Source organism: Stagnihabitans sp. (genome assembly GCF_964946895.1).
In genome coordinates, this window is the sequence record NZ_CBBQHX010000010.1 from 98,005 (window position 1) to 117,348 (window position 19,344).

Sequence of the window (19,344 nt, forward strand, 5' to 3'; positions counted from 1 at the left end):
AGCCTTGCTTGTATCTTCCGCTGACACAATACCGTCAAATCCAACGCGTGGGGCGGCTGGCAGAAACCAGCCCGACGACCATGCTGCGGCGCAATTTCTAAAGGGGCGGGGCATTGCGGCGCATCCTTCGGACCAGCCCATTCAAGCGTGACGTTTCAATGCTGCGATGCAGGGCTTCGACATCTGCACCATGGCGTGAACAGAGGGTTTCCCACAGCGCACTGGAGGTTTTCGCAAAACCATCGCGCAAGACATTCATCTTCACAAAAGGAAAGCCCGCGTTCAACAATTTGTCCCAATGATCATGGGGCAAACTGATGTCCGCCACTTCGGAAGCGCTGGCTCCTAGAACCTGATCAAACCCGAATACGATGTGCTGCGTCGTATCTGGGAGGTTCTCACTGATCCAGGCTATGGGATATTCGTATTGCTGGATCACCTCTTCCTTGTCGTGCAGATTGGCCACTTGGCTCCAAAAATCCCGCAAGGGCGCGGCGGACAAATTTGCGCGGTTCCATCCGAAGAAGAAGCTTTGGGCGTGACGTTTCTTGATCGTGCATTCCGTCAAGGCAAAGAACCCGGCATCCTGAATGCGAATGGCATCGAGTGTTGGAGCAAGTGACTGGAATGGACCCAAAAGACTGTCATTGGCGAAATAAAGCCGCCGCGCATCCCAGACCTGTGGGAACTGCCGCAAGAGATCTGACCATGCCCCAAAATCATGGCCAGCGTTCTCTCGCAAAAGCACACCATCGGCGATCTCAAGAATAGTATCCGCCACCGGGGAACCTATATCTTCCATAACAAGGCAGATTATCACCACCAAGCCCAGTTGCCTCAATTCACGGAGATATCGGAGGGTGTATTCGGATGGCATGCCGAGCGGGCAATGCGTCACAAAAAGACAGACCTCCTGACCCATTACATCGTCAGGAGGCCTTTTATAGCATTGATATCGAGCGGTTACGGTATGTTCTGGACGAGCGTCTTCCTGCAGTCGACGGCGTTCTGCAATCCGATCCTGCGCAAACCAGGCTTTCTTGTGGTATTTGATCTCTGGTTCAAGGGCGCTGACGGCCTCTGCAACCAAAACCCTAAGGCTGGAATGCCGCGCGTAAATTCGCAAGAGGCCTTGCAGCACAAGATCCTGACGGCGCTCTTCCGAAATACTGCCTGCGCCTGAATGGTGGACATAAGCATTGTCCGCGATAACGGAATCAAGCCCAAGATCAATCAGCTTCAGACACAGATCCTGCACTTCCCAATAGCCGTAAGGAAACGCCGCGCAGTCCAGTCCGCCAGCGAGGTCGAACGACGCGCGATGAACAAGCAGGCAAAAACCCGACAGAAGGGGGACCCGTGGGAAGATGTCACGCGTGGTTTTGCGGACAAGATCAGCGATTTCGTCCGGTGATCGTTGCTCAATCGGAGGATTGGCATTCGTGTGCGTTGGCCTGATCGTCTGATAATATCCGTTGTTTGAAAGCGGGCCGACCAAAGCTGTATTCGGGCCAGCTTTCATCGCTTGTATCATGCCATGGAGCCAATGCGACGTAACTTGTGTGTCGCTGTTCAGGAACAGCATATGGGGCGCTGTGCTTTCTCGAACACCCGCCATTATGGCGCGCGTAAAGCCAAGGTTCTCGGCATTTCGCACCAAAAGTACGTCGGAATGGTTGTCCCGGTATCCAGCCAACCACGCCGCCGATTCTGGGGTCGAGCAATCATCCACAAGGATGATTTGCCGAATCGCCGCCGAGTGCCACTTGCGGATCGAGTCAAGGCAGGCGGCTAGATCGCCGATCGAATTGTAAACGGGAATGATGATGTCGATGCAGGCATCACACTCCAAATCCGACCGATCCAACGGTATGCGATCCGCAGGTTCGGCCAAAATGCCGACACCGTCCAGAAACATCTGAAATCTCTCATTTTCGCCAGAATTCAGGAAGCTGCCAAAGGTCTCGGTGAACAGTTCGCCGGCAAAGACATCTCGCGGGTGCTTCTCAAGGTACTGGGCAAGGTCGACAAGTGCGGCCTCTTCATGACCGGGGCCCGTTGATGCCGCAATCTGCAGCAACTGTCGGAAGTCTCCCAACTGGTCAAACCGCGACAGCAGGCCAACGGTTTCCCGCGCCCGGGGATCTTTCAGTTGCAATCTTGCCCCGGCAAGCGCAACCAAGGCATCGATGTTGTCCGGCTGCAGGTCCACTGCTGTTGCCGCATGGTCAGCGGCCAAATGCGGGGCGCCCAGCCGTAAGGCGGTGTTGGCAATCAACGCATGAAGACCGGCGTCATTCGGCAGGCAGTTCAGTCCGAAGCGAAACTGCGTATAGGCTTCAGCGCTGTCCCCTGCCATAAAACGGGCGATCCCCAAGTCGCGAAAATGCTGCGCAAGATGGCTGCGGTCCGTTAGGGTGTTGGATCCGAATGATGGCGGGCACGACGATTTCAACTTATGGAATCCCATATTATTTTCGGTTGTCGCTTGCACTTCCATGTCGCAGCCACCTATCTGATTGTCAATTGAGGACCGGGAGCCTTAAACTGAACGCCTTATTCGGATATCATTGCTGCCTCAGCACATGGGGATCGCTTAATCTGCAAAAGTAATGCTTTTTGTCGTCAGGCGTGTTCGATGGATCTATTCTTAAATCAAAATAGTAAAATGCAATATCTTAAGTCTTTCATCGTGCTGGTGTCTGTCGGGTTGCCGTACCCGGGTGGCATTGGAAGCCCGCCAAATTTCGTGTTGCAATCACATTAACCTTTGTCGCTTCTTGCGCCCCGAACTCATATCCTGACCCCAGCGGCAAGTGGGCAGGACCGGCGGCACTAGGGTGAAATGGTCCGTCCGCCGAGCGAAGAAGCAGATGCCGCCGCCGTGTCGAGAAGTGGGCAGGAGCGAGGTCGCCTCCACCGTTTTGCGCACTGTGTTGATGGGTGACCTTGGCCGGTCACTGGCGGCTTGGGCACTGACCCAAGCCGCTTCCCGGGACGCAGGACCACTCCCTTTGCCACATTCTCTGACCCGACCCGTTGTTGCTCCCGGACCCCGCGCCACCGGAATGGCCATGACCGCAACCCCGCAGTCCTGACCATCCCCTGAACGCTTAGCCGCAAGAGCGGGATGCTTTCCGACACTGAACCCTTGCTCCGGCACTCCAGCCTGGTCACAGTCGTCCCCGTCGGATACGATCGGCCACACCGAGTGGCCCCGGCGCCTAACGCAAAACCCCATGATTTCCGATGGCGGGCCGTAAAGCCAACGGAGCTGGATGGCCATTTGACGGTGCCTGCGTCTGGCGTTCGCGATCCTACGGAACAATCTGCCACCCGGTTGCAATCCTGCGCCGGGTTGGAAGAACACAAATGTGTTGCTTGCCGTGTGAACCATCTGTGTTGCCCGGACGGCTTGGTCAAGACTGATCCTCACCGTCGCAGAGGCCAAGACGGGGCCAAGACCGCTTGCCACGGGCGGGTTGGGTGCATCTCGGCGGCACTTGGTGCCGGGTTCGGCTCTGAAACATGCAGCCCGCTTTGGGGGGCAGCATCGGCGTCGCGGCCCCTTGGACACCGTGGGCAGTCATGGCCATCAAGAGAGGTATTTGTTGACAAAAACACTTTGGCCGTTATTGTTGAGTAACGCTATCAGAAATCAGCGACTCAACGCCGGAGAGACCCATGCTTGTGACCTTCCTGATCATGCTGCGCGAAGGCATAGAGGCAGCGTTGATCATCGGCATCATGGCCGGCTACAGCGTCAAGCGCGGCAGGCCCGCCGCCGTTCCGTCGATCTGGGCGGGCTCGGTTGCCGCTTTGCTGATGTCAGGTTTGGGCGCCGGGCTCTTGTTGTGGACGAAGGCCGATTTTCCCCAGCGGCTGCAGGAAACCTTCGAAGTGGTGGTGGCCTTGGTCGCCATTGCCGTGCTGTTGTCGATGGTGTTCTGGATGCGCCGGGCCGGTCGCACCTTCAAGATCGAGATAGAGCGCACGCTGGACCGTGATCTGACGGGCGCGGGCGTGGGGTTTTCGATGGCGCTCTTTCTGACCGCGTTTCTGGTTGTCGGACGAGAGGGCGTCGAGTCGGTGATGTTTCTTGTGGCGATCCTGCAGCAAGCTTCCGGTCCGGCGATGCTGTTTGGCGCGCTGCTTGGCCTTGCGGCAGCTGTTCTAGTCGGGGCGCTGATCTTCCGACTTGGGGTTCGGCTAAACCTTGCCAGGTTCTTCCGCTGGACCGGGGTTGTGGTGATCTTCATCGCGGCAGGGCTTGCCGCGCAGGCGTTGCGTGCGCTGCATGAGGCGGGTTTCTGGAATCTGCTGCAAGGGGTGGCTTTCGATCTGTCTGCGGTTCTGCCAGCAGACGGTGTTCTTGGATCGCTGCTGTCGGGCATGTTCGGCTATTCGGCAACACCGACCTGGGGCGAAGTTCTGGCCTATCTCGCCTTGCTGATCCCGACGCTGGTCTTGTTCTTGCGGCCCAGCCCCGCCCGGCTGGAGCCGCGCGCCGCCTGATACCCACTTCTCACCGGAGGCTGATGATGCGCCACCTGCGCCGTGCGATGATGCTTGCCCTGATGTCTGCCGCCGCTGCGGCCTCGGCCGATCCGATCGCTGTGACGATCACGGAGTCCGGTTGTGATCCGGCGAGCGTCAGCGTCCCATCCGGTGCCGTGCAATTTCTGGTCACCAACCGCTCATCCCGCGTGGTGGAGTGGGAGGTGCTGCAGGGCGTCATGATCGTGGCCGAGAAAGAGAACATCCTGCCGGGCTTCAAGCAGACCCTGAACGCGACGCTGGACGCCGGCAGTTATGCGATGACCTGCGGGCTGTTGTCCAACCCCAAGGGCACGATCATGGTGACGGGCGGGCAGGCGCTGGGCGCGGTCGATCCGATGGAACTGGTTGGCCCGGTGGCCGAGTACAAGCTTTGGGTCCAGACAGAAGCGGATGCCTTGGTTGAGTCCACGGCAACCTTCACTGCGGCCGTGAAAGCCGGCGATATCGCCAGGGCCAAGGCGCTGTTTGCGTCGGCCCGTGTCCGATATGAACGGATTGAACCGATCGCGGAACTGTTCAGCGACCTTGACGCCGCGATGGATGCGCGGGCCGATGATTGGCAACTGCGCGAAATGGACCCAGGGTTTTCGGGCTTCCACAAGCTGGAATATGACCTGTTTGCAACCGGTGATGTCTTGGGTTCCGGTCCTGCGGCCGACAAGTTGATGGCCGACACCATCGAGCTTGCGGCCCGCATCAAGGATCTTGCGGTGCCGCCGGCCGTGATGGTCGGGGGGGCGGCAGCCCTTATCGAAGAGGTGGCGGCCTCCAAGATATCGGGCGAGGAGGACCGCTATTCTCATACGGACCTGTCCGATTTTGCTGCCAACGTTGAAGGCGCGCAAGAGATCGTCACGCTTTTGACCCCGCTGATCCAGCCGCGCGACGGTGACCTTTCGACGCGAACCAGCGCGGCCCTCGCCGATGTGCTGAAAGTTCTGGACACTTACCGGGATGGCGACGGGTTCAAGCCTTATTCTGACCTCTCGGACGCCGACCGCCGGGCGCTGGAGGCAAAGATCGCGACGCTGGCCGAAGATCTGGCCCGCATCCCCGGACTATTGGGTTTGAAAGTCAGTTGAACCATGGCGACCCGTCGTTCAGTTCTTTTGGGTCTTGGCGGTGCCTTGGCCCTGTCCGAAACGATCCGCCCGGTGTTGGCGGAAACCCCGCCCGATCTGGGTGCACAGGGTCCGCATCAGCCGGGAATTGCGACGCCGAGCACGCCTTTCGCGCTGTTTGCGGCGTTTGATTTGCTGGCCATTGACCGCGACGGGCTGGAAACTTGCCTGCGCCATATATCCGCCGTGATCGCCGCCCTGACCACGCCCGGGCCGATCCCCCAAGGCACCGATGCGCTGATGCCCCCGCCCGACAACGGCCTGCTGGGGGACCAAAGTCCGCCGCAGCGCTTGTCGGTCACCGTCTCGGTTGGCGCCGCGTTATTTGACCCGCGCTTTGGCCTTGCCGACCGCCGCCCAGTAGAGCTGGCAGCGATGGAGCGTTTTCCCAACGATGCCATCGACCCTGACTATGCCCATGGCGACCTGATGCTTCAGATCAGTGGCGACACCCGCGAGGGCGTGTTGCACGCCTTGCGGGCGATTGTCCGGCAAACCGGCCCCTTGATGGCACCCCGCTGGCAGATCGAAGGCTTTCTGCCGTCTCGTGCCGCAACTACGTCCGAGACGACGCCGCGCAATATGTTGGGCTTCAAGGACGGCACCTCGAACATCAACCGCGCGGATTCAGCGCAGATGGACCGGCTGGTCTGGCTACAGCCGGGCGCGGGTCACGATTGGATGGTGGGTGGCAGCTACCAGGTGGTCCGCCTGATCCGCAATCTGGTGGAACGCTGGGACCGCACCCAACTGGCCAGTCAGGAGGCGACCATGGGCCGCCATAAACTGTCTGGCGCGCCCTTGGGCAAGACAGACGAGCATGACGTCCCCGACATGACCGCGCTTCCTGCCACTGCCCACATCCGGCTGGCCAACCCGCGACAGCCTCTGACCGAGGCGAACCTGATCCTGAGGCGCGGCTACAACTATGCGCGCGGGTTGGACAAGGCCGGCCGGATGGACATGGGGCTGATCTTCGTCAGCTATCAGGCCAGCCTGACCAAAGGTTTTCGCACCGTGCAAAACCGTCTGAACGGCGAGCCGTTGGAGGAATACATCAAGCCCTTCGGCGGCGGCTATTTCTTCGCGCTGCCCGGTCTGGCCGGGCAGGATTTCCTTGGTCAAGGCATGTTGGGCTGAAACCCGGTGACTTCCCCCCGTGGCCCCCGGCCTTGGCCGCGACGAACCGGGTGGCGGCCGGTGTTGCTGCTGCGCAATCCGGCCCGAACGACGGCCCGGCAATCCTGAAACGCGGCAGATTTCTTTCTGCCGACCGGTCCCAGACGGGAGAGCGGATTTCCAAAGCCCGGGAAAGCTGACAAAGAGAGGTCGATCACAACGGAAAGGATCCCCCTCATGTCAACCGCAACACTCGGCGCCCAAGCTGCAGGCCGCTTCACGTTCCCCGGCACGGGGTTGAGCGTGAACCGCATGGGCTACGGTGCCATGCAGCTTGCGGGACCGCATGTTTTTGGCCCGCCGCAGGACATGGACGAAGCCCGCGCCGTCCTGCGCGAGGCTTTGGCTCTTGGCATTGACCATGTCGACACCAGCGACTTCTATGGTCCGCATGTTACCAACCGCCTGATCCGCGAAGCGATTTCCCCCTATCCCGAGGCTTTGGTTCTTGTGACCAAAGTGGGCGCATGGCGCGATGACACGGGCGGTTGGATCCTGAACCGAGAGCCGGATTTCCTGCGCCGGTCGGTCGAGGACAATCTGGAACGGCTGGGTCTGAACCGGATGGCGATCGTGAATTTGCGTATGGGGGGGCCTGAGGACGACATGCAGGCACCGATGCGGGCGATGCGCCAGATGCAGGACGAAGGACTGATTTCCCACATTGGCGTCAGTACGGTCACCACGGCGCAGCTGGCCGCCGCGCGCGACATCGCGCCGATTGTCTGTGTGCAGAACCACTACAATCTGGTTCACCGGCATGACGACGCGATGATTGACGCCTTGGCAGAGGACGGGATTGCCTATGTCCCTTACTTCCCGCTTGGAGGTTTCAGCCCCTTGCAGTCGCACGGGCTGACAGAGATCGCCGCTGAAATCGGCACCTCTGTTCAGAAGGTGGCGTTGGCCTGGTTGCTGGCGCGCAGCCCGAACATTCTGGTCATCCCCGGAACCTCCCGCCGAACCCACCTGCACGAGAACATTGCTGCTGCCAGTCTGCGGCTGACTGCGGCACAGTTCGAAAGACTGAACGGTCTGGCGCGGACCTGAAAGTCCAACGGATCAAAGACGAGTGCGGGACGCCTCGGTGAAGGATCTGACGGCAAGTCGGAACGTTCAATGCGACCCGCTGGGCGTCCCGCACCGCGTCTTCGCCCCGGCAGCCCGTCGCGCCCCGCCCGGGTGGTGAGGCGGGTGCCTTGGACAAAGTCTATGGCATCGCAGCCCAAAACCTCGTCAAATCCAAACCCGGCAACGTCCGCGATCAGATCGTCCAGCACTTCCATGAAGGCCAAGACCCTGATTTGGGTCGATTTCAGGTCGAGCCAGGCGTTCTTTCGGGCCCTTGCTGTTGGGCGACATCTGCGGTCGTAGCACTTGCCGCATAAGCCTGTAGGATCGGTCATCTCCGCTACACCAACACGGCAAAGGGGCTGGGCCGCACTGGACCCTACATCAGCCGACGAAATCCGGCGGCTGCAAGATTTCTGTGCAGGAGGGTTCTGAACGCCGAACGCCCCCCAGTGCGCATGACTTTTGCCTGGGGCGCATTTGGCCCCTTTGCCCGTCCAATGTTGCTGTTCAACGACGACTGCATCGCGCGATTTGGCAATGAACAGCTGTCTGGTTGTATCAAAGCACCTGTCTTTGCCGAACGTTCGGCAGCCGGACGACTGGGACCATGCCGGGCGGATGCCTGCCGCGATGCGCCGGGCGCAGTTGGAAGAACGTGTTGGTCACCAGCGATGTTGCGGGCATCCAGTCCGCCGTTCTGGCCGAACTGGATGTCTGCAACCCTGTTCCCCCGCATGCTCAACGGGCGGTTTGCGAACATGCCGCCCTGCAACTGGACTGGTGGAAGTTAGCTCTCGGACTGCACCTGTCTTGGATTCATTTCCGCTGCTGACAACACCAAGATCCTGACCGATAGGGCCGTCGACACCTATGGCGTCTAGCGGAACGAGAGGATCACGGGCAGGGTCGGCGCCCCTGGGTCGCCCCTGGCCCAACCTTCATCATATCACACAGCAGAACAGCACCGCGATTGATTGATCCGTTCGCGTCCTTGGCATTTTAACTTGGCGCTGGAGCCTGCAGTCGGGACCATTGAACGGATCGGCATCCTTCTGACGGCCTGTAGCTGCCTCAAAACGCGATCTCAGGCAAAGTTTCCCGGCTCGTCCACTGTCTCTCCTGGGCGCTTTGTCGGTATCAGGGATTGACGCATACCAGTCGCGCCGCGTCTGCTGGATGGCATGACAGATGGCCATCTGTTGATCTGAGAAACGCACATATGAAGTGCTGCGGGCGCCGGTGCCGCGTCTCGTGCCCGGGCAGTCCAAAACACGTCGGGGCCTTCATGGCCCAAGACGGCCAACAAGGGCCAAGTCTCAAATGTCAGGCCTGATCGCGTTTGCCCATGACCTGCGCTTGTTCTGCTTGCGATGGACCAAGGCCGTCCGCGCTTTCCTCGCCGGATCGTAGTTTCAGAGGGGGCGTTTACGTCCACCATGGAGCGCCCCCTTCATGCCGTCCTGTCAGGCGAGAATATCTTGCAACCCCACCGGCTGGCCCGATTTCAAGGGCAGGGTCGCGGCTACGAAGGCCGCCTATTCTGCCGTGACGGCGGGCATTTAGCGTCCAATGAGGAAGCAAGTCGTCTTGGCCTCTGTCCTCCCGCGCCACTGGCTGGATCGACCATCGACGATCCCACGGCTGACACCGTCGTTGGCGCGCCGCACATCAGGAAATTTGCTGCATCGAAGACGTCGATCATCATGTCGCGGAACCGTGCGCCCGATGCCTTGACCCAGACGACCGGCGTCAGGGCCACTATTGCGGATGCCTTCAGCAGGGTCTTCACGAGTGTCATTGCAGTTCTTCCCATTGTGCCTTGCGGCGCTTTGAAACCTTGGTTTCAGGTGAAGGCGCCCGGTGTCAGGCAGCCCGCACAGCCGCGTCCCGTCTCCAGCAGGACGCCAACCGATCTTGGAATGTCAGGGGTTTGCCTTGGCTTTCAGCCGCGCCTTCTTCTTCTGGAAGCGGGCCTCCATCAGGGCCTCGGCCTCCTTGGTGCCGTCGTGCCAATAGCCGAACCACTTGTCCAAGGGGATCAGGCCGTCGCCGCCGTAGTTCACCTCGAAGTACTTGTGGTGCAGGTAATGGGCATAGGCGTGGCTACCCAGCGGAGAATCCTCGGTGATCTCCAGCTTGTCGAAGCCGATGTGGCCGTTCAGCGCGCCGAAGCCTGCGATGTGAAGCTGGAACAGGGCGATGATCGGGTTGGACGGGATCACAAGGTGCCAGAAGGCCACGGCGTCGTACAGGAACCCTTCCACCGGATGCATCGACAGGCTGGACCACGGTCTGGGGTTGACCGAGTTGTGATGCACCGAATGGATGTGTTTATACAGGAAATCGGTGTGGATCAGGCGGTGGATGCACAAGAAATGCACCTCGTGGATCGCAGGGCAGAGGAAGACCAGCACCGTCAGCCAGACCGGGTTCTGCGCCCATTCCAGCCACGGGACTTAGCCCTTGTCGAAGGCGTGCAGGAAGATCACCTGCACCAGCGTCCGCCGCGGGATCAAGATGAAGAACGACCGCAGGACGTTGTCGATGTTCTGGCTTTTGAACCAGAAGACGTCGGACCTTTGGTCGGCAGGCAATTTGCCGTTGTACTTGAACCGGGTGCCTTGCTTACGACGCACGTACCAGAACAGCTCCACCCCGCCGTACAGCAGGAAGATCGCCCCCGCGTTGACCGCGTAAAGCCACAGCGCCCAGCCCCATGACAGGGTTTGCAGGGCCTCGATCGGCGGGATCACCGGGGCAATGGCGGAGCTGTGCGCATCGGGGCGGACGTCAGACCTGGTGGTGGCGGGCTATGACCTGATGGACAGCACGAGCGCCGGGCCGCTGGATGGCACCTTGAAGGTGGTGATCGCCCATCCTTTGCGTCAATTGGCGGATGAGTTGGTCAAGGGCATGGTGCGTGCCAACCGTTCGCCCGATGACAGCATCAACCACACCCGCATCGTGCCCTTCCAAATCTATACCCGAGAGAGCCTTTGACGCGAGTCTGTCAGGATCAGCGGTCGTAGCCGGTCATCTCAAGATATCCGACGCCGCCCTGGCTGCCCGAAATCGCCACCGGTCCCTCCCAATAGGGAACCGTGGTTGTCATCCAGGCCTCGGGGTTCAGCGCCTTTACCGTCACATCAAGGCCCTTTTCGGGCAATTCAAGGTGCCATTCTACCGGCAGATCGTGCCCGGCGACCCGGTGGCTTGCAAGAGGCGTGGCGGTGAAGGCGCCGTCGGGCAGGGCCTTGGCGCTGCCGTCGGCGGCGATCCACGTCGCGGCGGTGAAGTTCTTGCTACCGCGCAGCACGAAGCCCATCAGCTTGTCGCCACTGTCGAAGGACAAGGAAAACCAGTCCCATCCCGTCTGATCCTGCGCCAAGGGCTGCGAAGACCATTCATGGTCAAGCCAAGCGGTGCCCGTGACCGGGATCTTCCCGGTGGGCAGGCTCAGGTTGCCCGTGAGTTTGAAGAAGGGTTGCGAATAGTAATAGCTCGCTTGGCCGGAGCCAGATTTCACCGAATAGCCTTGTTGCCCGTGCAGCACCAAAGGACCCGTGGCCGTCAGGCTGGCGTCATAGGCAAAATCCTTGCCCGAGGCGGCCATGTGCAGGTGCTCAAGGTCGGGCCCTTTCAGTTCCCAGTCGTCGATCCAAGCGGAAAACGGTGCAGCCTCGACCCCCGCCTGCCCAATGCCGCCGCGGGCCAGATGCTCGGCCACGAACTGCTTTTGTGCTGTCGTCACCGCAGCATGGCCCATCCACACCTGCGGGGTCTGCCAGCCTTGCCCTCCCCGAGGGGCGAGGGCAGACCGAAACAGCGTCCATTGCATCCCATAGGGCGTGCCGTCCGGACCGGTCAGGTTGGCGGTCACATACCACCACTCGATCCGATAGGTCGGATGCGCGCCGTGGTCCGCCGGAAACTGCAAAGGCGCGTCGGCTTGCGGTTGGGCGAAATCCCCCGCCGCAGTGCCAAGCCCGGCAAACCCCTGCGCCCCGGCCTGCACCGGAAGCCAAAGCAGCAGAAGAAGAAACAGCGCCTTAGCGTTCATTGCGAAATACCCCCAGCAATTGCGCCGGCGGCGTCCGCCACAGTCGCCACGCCGGCCACAGCGCGGCAAGCCCGGCGGCCAGCAGGGTCAGCCCGCCCAGCCGCAGGTAGTCCATCGGGAACAAATACATCGGCAGCCGCCAGCCAAAGGCCTCCACGTTCACCACCGCCAGCAGCGCCCAGGCAAGGCCCAATCCCAGCGGCAGCGCCAATGCCCCGGTCAGGGCAGCCAGAACTGCGGCCCGCAGCAACTCCAGCCCCGCGAGCTTGCGCCGCGTCAGACCAAGGGCCCAGACTGGCGCCAGTTGCGGCAGACGCATTGCAGCCAGCGTCAACAGGCTCATCATCATGGCAAAGCCCGCCACGGCCAGCGTCAGGATGTTCAGGGCTGATGTCACGGCAAAGGTGCGTTCGAAGATCGACAGTGACAGGGCCTTGATCGCTGCCTGATCCAGCATCGCGTCCTTTTGCAGGCCCAGCGTGCCTTGCACTGCGGCGCGCAAGGCCGCGACCTTGGCCGGATCCAGCCGCAGCCCGAAGCGCAGCGCCGTCACTGTCGGGAAATGCCGGCGGAACAGGGACTCGGTCAGGATGATTTGCCCGACCGGGTTGCCGTAGTCGCCATAGATGCCCAGCACAGGCAGGGACAATCCCGGAGCAATTGCGATCTTTGCCCCCAGATCAAGCGCGGCACGGCGGAAGAGTTGTTCGTTGATCAGCACACCCTCGCCCCGTCCCAGTGCATCCCACACGTCCGGCACCGCGCGCAGGAAGTGCCAATTGTCGCGATAGGTGGCATCGTCGCGCGCGCCGTAAATCGTTGCGGGCAGGCCTGCGACATCCTGATTGGTGGACAGGATCGGCAGGATCGCCCTGACCTTGCCTGTCACAAATTCTGTCAGGGCCTTGGCTTCGGCCGGATCCTTCGTGGTGACGTAAAGCTCCGACGCAAGGCGCTGATCCAGGAAGGCCACGAAGGTAAGCCGGAACGAAGACACCATGGTCGATACGCCCACATTGGCCGCCATGGCCAGCAAAAGCGCCATCAGGGCCAATGACAGGCCAGGCAGTTGTTGATGCGTGTCAGCCCAGAACCACTGCGCCACGGGCCGTCGCGCCAGCGCCTGCCCAACGCGCAGGATGACCGCCAGCAGGGGCGGCAGCGCCAGCGCCCCGCCGATCAGAAACGCGCCCAGCATCACAAAGCCAATCATCAGCCCGTGGCCCCAGACGGCCAAAAGCGCCGACAGCGCCAGCAGGGTCAAAGCCAGCAGCACTTGCCAACGACCCTGCCGCGCCATGGCCCAGGCCCTTGGCTGCGCGCTGACCAGCAGCGGCATCCGTGCCAACGACCAAAGCGCACCGCCGGCGGCCACGGCAGTGCCCCCCAAAGCCATGCCCAGGCCTGACAGCCACCAGGTCGGACGCAGCGACAGCTCGCCAGACACTTCTGCCCCGTAAAGGCCGCGCAAGGTCGCCGCCACATCGGGCAACAGCGTCGCCGCCACAAGATAGCCAAGCGCCACGCCGATGGCCCCCGCCACCAGCGCAAGTACGGCCAGCTCCGTTGCGATCAGGGCGATCAAGTGCCCCAACGGTGCCCCCAGGGCGCGCAGGGTGCGGACCATCTGACGCCTTTGCTCGAACGCCAGCCCGATCGCTCCGTGCACGATGAACAGGCCAACCGCGAAAGACAGCAGACCGAAGGCGGTCAGGTTCAGATGAAAGCTGTCGGTCAGCCGCGCCGTATCGTTGCCCTGTTGCGCCGGGCTTTCCGAGAGCTCTGGCGCCACTTCGGTCAAGGGTCGGCGGGTCAGGGGTTGGTCTGGCGCCAGCAGCAAACGGTCGATCTGACCCGGCCGGCCCAGCAGCCGCTGGGCAAGGCCAATGTCCATCATGGCGGTGTTGGGTGCAACCTCTGCCACAACCGTCTGCGCGCCGGTGTCAGGCAGACGGGCCAAAGTCTCGGCCCGGGCGAAGATCTGCCCCGAAGCGGACAGGAATGTCGCCAGATCTGCGCCCTGTCCCGAAGCCAGCGGCCCCACGCCAGCAGGCGCGGTGACCGGGTCTATCCCGACCAGCCGCACTGACCCCAACTTGCCCTCGATCACAGGAGACACATTCCACCCTGCCCGCCGCAAAGCGACATAGGTCGCCTGCGGGATCGCAGCCCCCTCTTTGGCGGTGATCTGGGCATAGGTTCCGCCGCCAAGCGTCGCAGCCGCCGCATCATAGCTGGCCCGCGCCTCGGCGTTGATCGCTTGCACCCCGGACCACAGCGCCGTGCCCAACGCGAGCCCGGCCAGCATGGTGATCAGATGCAGCTTGTTGCGCCACCAATGCGCCATCAGGGCCGCAAGGATGGTCCGGATCACGAGATTTGTCCGGCGCGCAGATGCAGGCGCCGGGTCATGCGCGCCGCCATCCGGTCAGAGTGTGTGGCAAGGATCAGACCGGCCCCCGTCTCGGCGACCAAGGCGCAAAGCAGGTCCATGACCCGGTCCGCCGTCGCCTCGTCAAGGTTGCCGGTCGGTTCGTCCGCCAGAACCAGCTTGGGCCGTGGTGCCAAAGTGCGTGCGATGGCCACACGCTGCTGCTGACCGCCAGACAATTGTTCAGGATATTTCCGCAAATGATCGCCCAGCCCAAGCCGCTCTGCCAGCGTTTGCGCCAGATCCGGATCATGGCACCCTGCAAGCCGAGCCTGAAAGGCGATGTTGGCCGCCACCGTCAGCGAGGGGATCAGGTTGAACTGCTGGAAGATCACCCCAACGGTCCCGCGCCGCAGGTGCGCGCGCCCCACATCGTTCAGCGGCGTCAGATCGGTGCCGTCGATCGCCACCACACCGCTGTCAGCCGTATCCAGCCCACCCACCAGATGCAGCAAGGTGCTTTTGCCCGACCCGGATTCGCCTGTCAGGGCCAGCATGTCGCCCTTGTCCAGATCGAAGGACACCCCCCTCAGGACCGCCGCTTCGGTGCCGGGATAACGCTTGCAGAGGTCTTGAACGTTCAAAAGCATCGGTCATCCCTTTTGCTGATACATAAGGCTATGCCAACAAAAGAAAAGCGCGTTCCGCGGGGAAGCGGGCGCAGCCGCTTGGGCTTGGCCTGCCCGGGTTTTTGTTCCGCGCCGTACGTCGATCAAGGCACAGTCTGCGCAAACGCGGCACGAAAACAATACGGTGTCAGGGCCTGCAGCGCACTCGCCTGGCGCGGTGATGCCCAACATGCAGGACCGCGAGATCCACTGCCGGGCTTTTGGGTTCCGAAGCCATCTCTGTGTCTGCGCTCGATCCCAACAAGGCGTTCTTGCAAGGTCTCGCCCGGAGGGCCGGGCTATTGCGTGGCGTTTCGCCGTGCCATTTCCTGATCAAGCCGGGCGCGGAAGACGTCAGGCATTGTCCAATTGGGCTGCTGGCCAAGGACCATCTGCAGGAAGCCGGCGGAAAAGGCCGGATCTTGGCTGGTGTTTTCCCGAAATGACCACCATTGGCGCAGGTCGTCAATCTGGCCGGTGACCTCGGTTCCCTCGTGAAACTCTTGCCGCATCGCAGCCGAATGGACGGTCGGGCAAAACATCGTGCAGACATAGCCTTCGGGCCAGAGACTGGCCGCTGACGCTGCATCGGACTTGGTCGGGGCGGCTTTCGCCTTGATTGGCATCGCTGCGCAAAGTTCGCGCAGCATCAGGCCGGCGGCAAAGGCAAAGTAGTCGTGCCGCTCGGCGCGCTCATGCGGCTTTTGCACCTCCACCATCTTCAGCCAGCGCAAGAAGATTTCCGCCAGAGCCGCTTCGTCCAGATCAAAGGTGCAGCCGATCCGCTCTCCGCTGACGTGGACGAAGCGGTCAAATGCCATCCGGAACCAGCGCAGGCGGCGGACCGCCAGCCGCAAAGGCTCGTTCGTCGGGGGCAGGGCTTCGGGCAGGATGCCGGGGCGGGGGGCGTTAGACATGACGGGCGTACTTTGCATAAAGGTCAGCCAGAAGCGCTGGGTTTTCGGTGGCAACACCGACACCAACGTTTCCCCGCCACGCTGCAACACAAATCGCAGTCCGCGCAGCGCGTCGCGCAACGGAATGGGGTCAGGCAGCAGGCTGGACTTCGGCATGGTGCACCCCCTCCGTGTTGGGGATCTGACTTGGGCCGCCGCTTACCGTTCGGCTGCCAATCGTTCGGCCACCAACTCGTTGACGATCAGCACGGTGGGCCGCAGCAGCTTCAACCCGGCGCGGATGGCGGGCAATTTGGACCAGCCGCCTGAGGCCAGCACGATGTTGCGCGTGCCGCGCAAGTCCAGCGGATTGATGGCCAGCACCCGTTCGTTGACCGGATGATCGACCAGATTGCCCTCGGCATCGATGAAATGACACAGAACGTCGCCAATTGCCCCGGCGCGTTCCAAAGAGGTGATTTCATCGCGCGACAGCAGGCCGAACTCCGAGAAGGCAGAATGCGGTGACAGTTCACCAACCGAAAGAACTGCCATGTCCAGCGACCGGGCGCGGTTGAAGATTTCGGCAATGCCGGAATGTTTGGTCAATGCTTCACGCGTGCGGGCATCGGGGGCGTAGACCGGGCCGGCCAGCATGTAGCATTCCGCACTGAGCCGGTCGGCAACACGCCAAGCAAATTCGGACGGGTTCACCTCGGACACCCGGGTCAAGCCGCCCAGCAGCGACAGCACCCTGACCCCATCAGCCACCCGCGGCACGATGGCCGGGATGCCAGAGGTCAGCGTCTTGCCCCAGCCCAGACCGATCGTCATGTTCGATGTGACATGCTGGGACATGTAAGCGCCAACCTCTGCCCCGATGATGGCGCGCAGGGCCGTGGTGTCTTGCGGCTCCGGTACCACAATGGCGCGGGTCAGGCTCCATCTTTGTTCCAGACGCCGCTCAAGCTCGATGCAATGTGACAGACGATTGGTGACGCGGATCTGCACGGTGCCATCCTGCCGGGCAGCTGCCAGAATGCGCAGCACACGGCTGCGATTCATGCCCACCAGGTTCGCCACTTGATCCTGAGTCATGCCTTCGACATAATAGAGCCAGGCGATACGGGTCTTTACGTCGTCCGTCACATCATTTCCCGTCATTCGGTACCCTTCTTGCACATTTGTCCAATTGTTTCGGCCGCAAGCCTTTTGTGCATGATGGGTGTTTCGTGTCATGATCGCAAGGCCGGTTTGCCCCGGCGCAAGCGCTCAGGCCGCCTTCACCGCCGCGTCACGCATGAAGGCCAGCGTGTCGGGCAAAGAGACGACATCGGCCTGACTGCCCAAACCCGTCGCATTCAGAGCCGAGCAGGCCTGCGCCAGACGAACCGAGTCCTGTGGGCTCATCCCGTTCAGCAAGCCAGCCGCGAAGCCTGCGTTGAACACGTCGCCGCACCCGCAGGTGCAACGCACGCTGATCTGATAGGCCGTGATGCGGAAGGTCAAGCCAGCGCGGTCGCGGTAGTGGGCGCCCTCCGCCCCAAGGGTGAACACACAGGCCCCTGCGCCGCGCGCCAGGAAGAAACGCGCCATGTCGTCCAGATCGGTCAGGCCGCTCAGCGCTTGGGCTTCCTCGACCGAAGGGATGAAGTAGTCGGTAAAGGGCAATACCGCATCAACATCCGGCAGATCGGCGGCAGAGCCGGCAAAGATGTCCACCGTGGTGATGCAGCCGCGCGCCTTGGCGTGCTTCATCAGCGCCGCATTGCGCGCGCCATCCACCGCGTCCATCAGCCCCACGCCACCCAAATGGAACACGCGCGTATCAGTGACCTTGTCGAAATCTGCCGGGTCCACCACGAAATGCCCCGTCGCTCCCTTCAGGTGCAAAGCCGGGCGCGAGCCATCGGCACGGGTCAACACGATGGAGGAAGAGGTCGGCACACCCTCAAGTCGCTGCAGGCCCGAGGTGTCGATACCGAAGCGTTCCAGCCGTGCCACGGCACAGTCACCCATCATGTCGCGGCCATAGCCGCCTACCGCCAAGGTTTTCAGCCCCAGCTTGGCCCCGACGATGGCCGCAGTGCCCGCAGCGCCGGACACGGCCATGGTCAGGTCCTCGATGACGACAGTTCCGCCGCCGGGCGGAATCTGCGAGATCGGCCAGCCCAGACAGTCGAATGTGCAGCAACCCACGCCCGCATAGTCGTAACGCATCCTGTCCTTCGCAGCGAAATACCCCAAGAGCATGTGAACATTTGATAACTCGTCAAAAAAATGTTTACGTAGATCTCCGCAAATTTGGCGTTTCAGCCTGCAATCTTCAGCGGCGGCAATCAACATATGTCATGAATACATGTCATTTGCGCAAGCTTAATGTATAGGTGTACTGTGGCGGCGCCCTGTGGCCGGAGAGGGGACTGTGATGAAGGCAGCGATTCTGGAGGCGCCGAACCGGATGCCCCTTGGCCAGGCTGCTGATCCGGTAGCCGAACCGGGCGACTTGATTTTGCGCGTCAAGGCGGCAACGATCTGCGGCACTGACATCCGCGTCTTGCGTGGGCGCAAGACAGCCGGGATTCGCTATCCCTCGATCATTGGCCATGAATTTGCCGGGGTCATCGTCGCGACGCACGGGCCCTCGCCCTTCGGCTTGGGGCAAAGGTTGGGGGTCTGTCCTGCCATTCCCTGCGGACACTGCGCGCAATGCCTGCGTGGCCGCGAGAACCTTTGCCCGGATCTGCAAGCCGTTGGCTATGAGATCGACGGGGCTTTCGCTGAATTCATCCGGATTCCCGCCCGTGCGGTGGAGCTTGGCAATGTCCATGTCCTTCCGACGCATGCGTCTTTTGAAGAGGCGGCCTTGATCGAACCCCTGGCCTGCGTGCTCAATGGGCAGAACAAGGTTGGCCTGCGGCAAGGAGATGCGGTGGTGATTCTGGGCGCGGGGCCAATCGGCGCATTGCATGCCAAGCTGGCGCGCCTGCGTGGGGCAGGGCGGATCATCGTGTCAGAGCCGAATGCCGCGCTGGCATCGGGGGCTGATGTGGTGATTGATCCTTTGGCGGGGGATCTGCGCCAGGCCGTTCTGGCCGAAACCCGCGGACAAGGCGCCGACGTGGTCATCTGCGCCATCGGCATTACCGCGTTGGCCACGCAAGCCATCGGGCTGGCAGCCAAAGGTGGCCGCGTCAGTCTATTTGCCGGCTTTTCGAAGGGAGAGGTTGGCACTTTGGACGTCAACGCCATCCATTATGCCTAGATCCTCGGCGCTGAGGCAGATGTGATCCAATATCGCGCGCGTGGGCAGGATCACGCCCTGCGCGCCAGGATCGTCGTGAACGCGGCAGGTACCTGGATCGACAAGGTCAACGCAAGCCTTGGTCTGCAAAGCCGCCTGATGGGGGGCAGC

General features: G+C 61.7%; 15 protein-coding genes. 6 read left to right on the top strand and 9 right to left on the bottom strand.

Features of this window, described 5'->3' with window-relative positions; all coding sequences use genetic code 11:
* Positions 1–97 precede the first annotated feature (97 nt).
* The gene (locus tag AC1Y2B_RS08870; RefSeq protein WP_482252717.1) at positions 98–2,500 is read right to left on the bottom strand and encodes a glycosyltransferase; all 2,403 of its coding nucleotides are present in this window, start codon (positions 2,498–2,500) and stop codon (positions 98–100) included.
* A gap of 1,184 nt (positions 2,501–3,684) precedes the next feature.
* Here AC1Y2B_RS08870 and efeU point away from each other — a divergent pair.
* The 4 genes from efeU (at position 3,685) to AC1Y2B_RS08890 (ending at position 7,910) form a co-directional block, all read left to right on the top strand.
* Entirely contained in the window at positions 3,685–4,515 is an 831-nt protein-coding gene (gene efeU, locus AC1Y2B_RS08875; RefSeq protein WP_482252718.1) for an iron uptake transporter permease EfeU, read from the top strand.
* A gap of 26 nt (positions 4,516–4,541) precedes the next feature.
* Positions 4,542–5,642: an iron uptake system protein EfeO gene (efeO, locus tag AC1Y2B_RS08880; RefSeq protein WP_482252719.1), complete on the top strand. Its 1,101-nt coding sequence runs from the start codon at positions 4,542–4,544 to the stop codon at positions 5,640–5,642.
* A 3-nt stretch (positions 5,643–5,645) separates the two neighbouring features.
* On the top strand, positions 5,646–6,821 hold the full coding sequence (locus tag AC1Y2B_RS08885) for a Dyp-type peroxidase (protein ID WP_482252720.1): 1,176 nt from the start codon (positions 5,646–5,648) through the stop codon (positions 6,819–6,821).
* Between the two features lie 216 nt (positions 6,822–7,037).
* Entirely contained in the window at positions 7,038–7,910 is an 873-nt protein-coding gene (locus tag AC1Y2B_RS08890) for an oxidoreductase (protein WP_482252721.1), read from the top strand.
* Positions 7,911–9,856: 1,946 nt separating this feature from the next.
* Here the strand turns inward: AC1Y2B_RS08890 and AC1Y2B_RS08895 are convergent.
* Positions 9,857–10,348 (bottom strand): sterol desaturase family protein, encoded by a 492-nt coding sequence (locus AC1Y2B_RS08895; protein WP_482252722.1) that lies wholly within the window; start codon positions 10,346–10,348, stop codon positions 9,857–9,859.
* A gap of 42 nt (positions 10,349–10,390) precedes the next feature.
* Positions 10,391–10,687: a hypothetical protein gene (locus AC1Y2B_RS08900; protein WP_482252723.1), complete on the bottom strand. Its 297-nt coding sequence runs from the start codon at positions 10,685–10,687 to the stop codon at positions 10,391–10,393.
* 7 nt (positions 10,688–10,694) lie between these two features.
* Here AC1Y2B_RS08900 and AC1Y2B_RS08905 point away from each other — a divergent pair, with 7 nt between their 5' ends.
* The gene (locus tag AC1Y2B_RS08905; protein ID WP_482252724.1) at positions 10,695–10,934 is read left to right on the top strand and encodes a hypothetical protein; all 240 of its coding nucleotides are present in this window, start codon (positions 10,695–10,697) and stop codon (positions 10,932–10,934) included.
* A gap of 16 nt (positions 10,935–10,950) precedes the next feature.
* Here AC1Y2B_RS08905 and AC1Y2B_RS08910 read toward each other — a convergent pair whose 3' ends face one another.
* The 6 genes from AC1Y2B_RS08910 to AC1Y2B_RS08935 all read right to left on the bottom strand — a co-directional run bounded on the left by AC1Y2B_RS08910 (position 10,951) and on the right by AC1Y2B_RS08935 (position 18,149).
* Complete coding sequence (locus AC1Y2B_RS08910) at positions 10,951–11,994, bottom strand: lipocalin-like domain-containing protein (RefSeq protein ID WP_482252725.1); 1,044 nt, start codon at positions 11,992–11,994, stop codon at positions 10,951–10,953.
* Positions 11,984–14,368 (bottom strand): FtsX-like permease family protein, encoded by a 2,385-nt coding sequence (locus tag AC1Y2B_RS08915; protein ID WP_482252726.1) that lies wholly within the window; start codon positions 14,366–14,368, stop codon positions 11,984–11,986. Before AC1Y2B_RS08915 ends, AC1Y2B_RS08910 begins: the two co-directional genes overlap by 11 nt.
* Positions 14,365–15,015: an ABC transporter ATP-binding protein gene (locus AC1Y2B_RS08920; protein ID WP_482252727.1), complete on the bottom strand. Its 651-nt coding sequence runs from the start codon at positions 15,013–15,015 to the stop codon at positions 14,365–14,367. The genes AC1Y2B_RS08915 and AC1Y2B_RS08920 overlap by 4 nt, the downstream gene beginning before the upstream one ends.
* A gap of 317 nt (positions 15,016–15,332) precedes the next feature.
* Positions 15,333–16,106 (bottom strand): hypothetical protein, encoded by a 774-nt coding sequence (locus tag AC1Y2B_RS08925; RefSeq protein WP_482252728.1) that lies wholly within the window; start codon positions 16,104–16,106, stop codon positions 15,333–15,335.
* A gap of 42 nt (positions 16,107–16,148) precedes the next feature.
* Complete coding sequence (locus AC1Y2B_RS08930) at positions 16,149–17,093, bottom strand: sugar-binding transcriptional regulator (protein WP_482252729.1); 945 nt, start codon at positions 17,091–17,093, stop codon at positions 16,149–16,151.
* Between the two features lie 108 nt (positions 17,094–17,201).
* Positions 17,202–18,149, bottom strand: coding sequence for a carbohydrate kinase family protein (locus tag AC1Y2B_RS08935; RefSeq protein WP_482252730.1), 948 nt, complete (start codon positions 18,147–18,149; stop codon positions 17,202–17,204).
* A gap of 208 nt (positions 18,150–18,357) precedes the next feature.
* On the opposite strand from AC1Y2B_RS08935, the gene AC1Y2B_RS08940 reads away from it, so the two are divergent.
* Positions 18,358–19,194, top strand: coding sequence for an alcohol dehydrogenase catalytic domain-containing protein (locus tag AC1Y2B_RS08940; RefSeq protein ID WP_482252731.1), 837 nt, complete (start codon positions 18,358–18,360; stop codon positions 19,192–19,194).
* The last annotated feature ends 150 nt before the right edge of the window (positions 19,195–19,344 follow it).

Coding starts and splice junctions, on each gene's coding strand:
- AC1Y2B_RS08870 (WP_482252717.1), bottom strand. CDS start 2,500: ATGGAAGTGCAAGCGACAACCGAAAATAATATGGGATTCCATAAGTTG.
- efeU (WP_482252718.1), top strand. CDS start 3,685: ATGCTTGTGACCTTCCTGATCATGCTGCGCGAAGGCATAGAGGCAGCG.
- efeO (WP_482252719.1), top strand. CDS start 4,542: ATGCGCCACCTGCGCCGTGCGATGATGCTTGCCCTGATGTCTGCCGCC.
- AC1Y2B_RS08885 (WP_482252720.1), top strand. CDS start 5,646: ATGGCGACCCGTCGTTCAGTTCTTTTGGGTCTTGGCGGTGCCTTGGCC.
- AC1Y2B_RS08890 (WP_482252721.1), top strand. CDS start 7,038: ATGTCAACCGCAACACTCGGCGCCCAAGCTGCAGGCCGCTTCACGTTC.
- AC1Y2B_RS08905 (WP_482252724.1), top strand. CDS start 10,695: ATGGCGGAGCTGTGCGCATCGGGGCGGACGTCAGACCTGGTGGTGGCG.
- AC1Y2B_RS08910 (WP_482252725.1), bottom strand. CDS start 11,994: ATGAACGCTAAGGCGCTGTTTCTTCTTCTGCTGCTTTGGCTTCCGGTG.
- AC1Y2B_RS08920 (WP_482252727.1), bottom strand. CDS start 15,015: ATGCTTTTGAACGTTCAAGACCTCTGCAAGCGTTATCCCGGCACCGAA.
- AC1Y2B_RS08925 (WP_482252728.1), bottom strand. CDS start 16,106: ATGCCGAAGTCCAGCCTGCTGCCTGACCCCATTCCGTTGCGCGACGCG.
- AC1Y2B_RS08930 (WP_482252729.1), bottom strand. CDS start 17,093: ATGACGGGAAATGATGTGACGGACGACGTAAAGACCCGTATCGCCTGG.
- AC1Y2B_RS08935 (WP_482252730.1), bottom strand. CDS start 18,149: ATGCGTTACGACTATGCGGGCGTGGGTTGCTGCACATTCGACTGTCTG.
- AC1Y2B_RS08940 (WP_482252731.1), top strand. CDS start 18,358: ATGAAGGCAGCGATTCTGGAGGCGCCGAACCGGATGCCCCTTGGCCAG.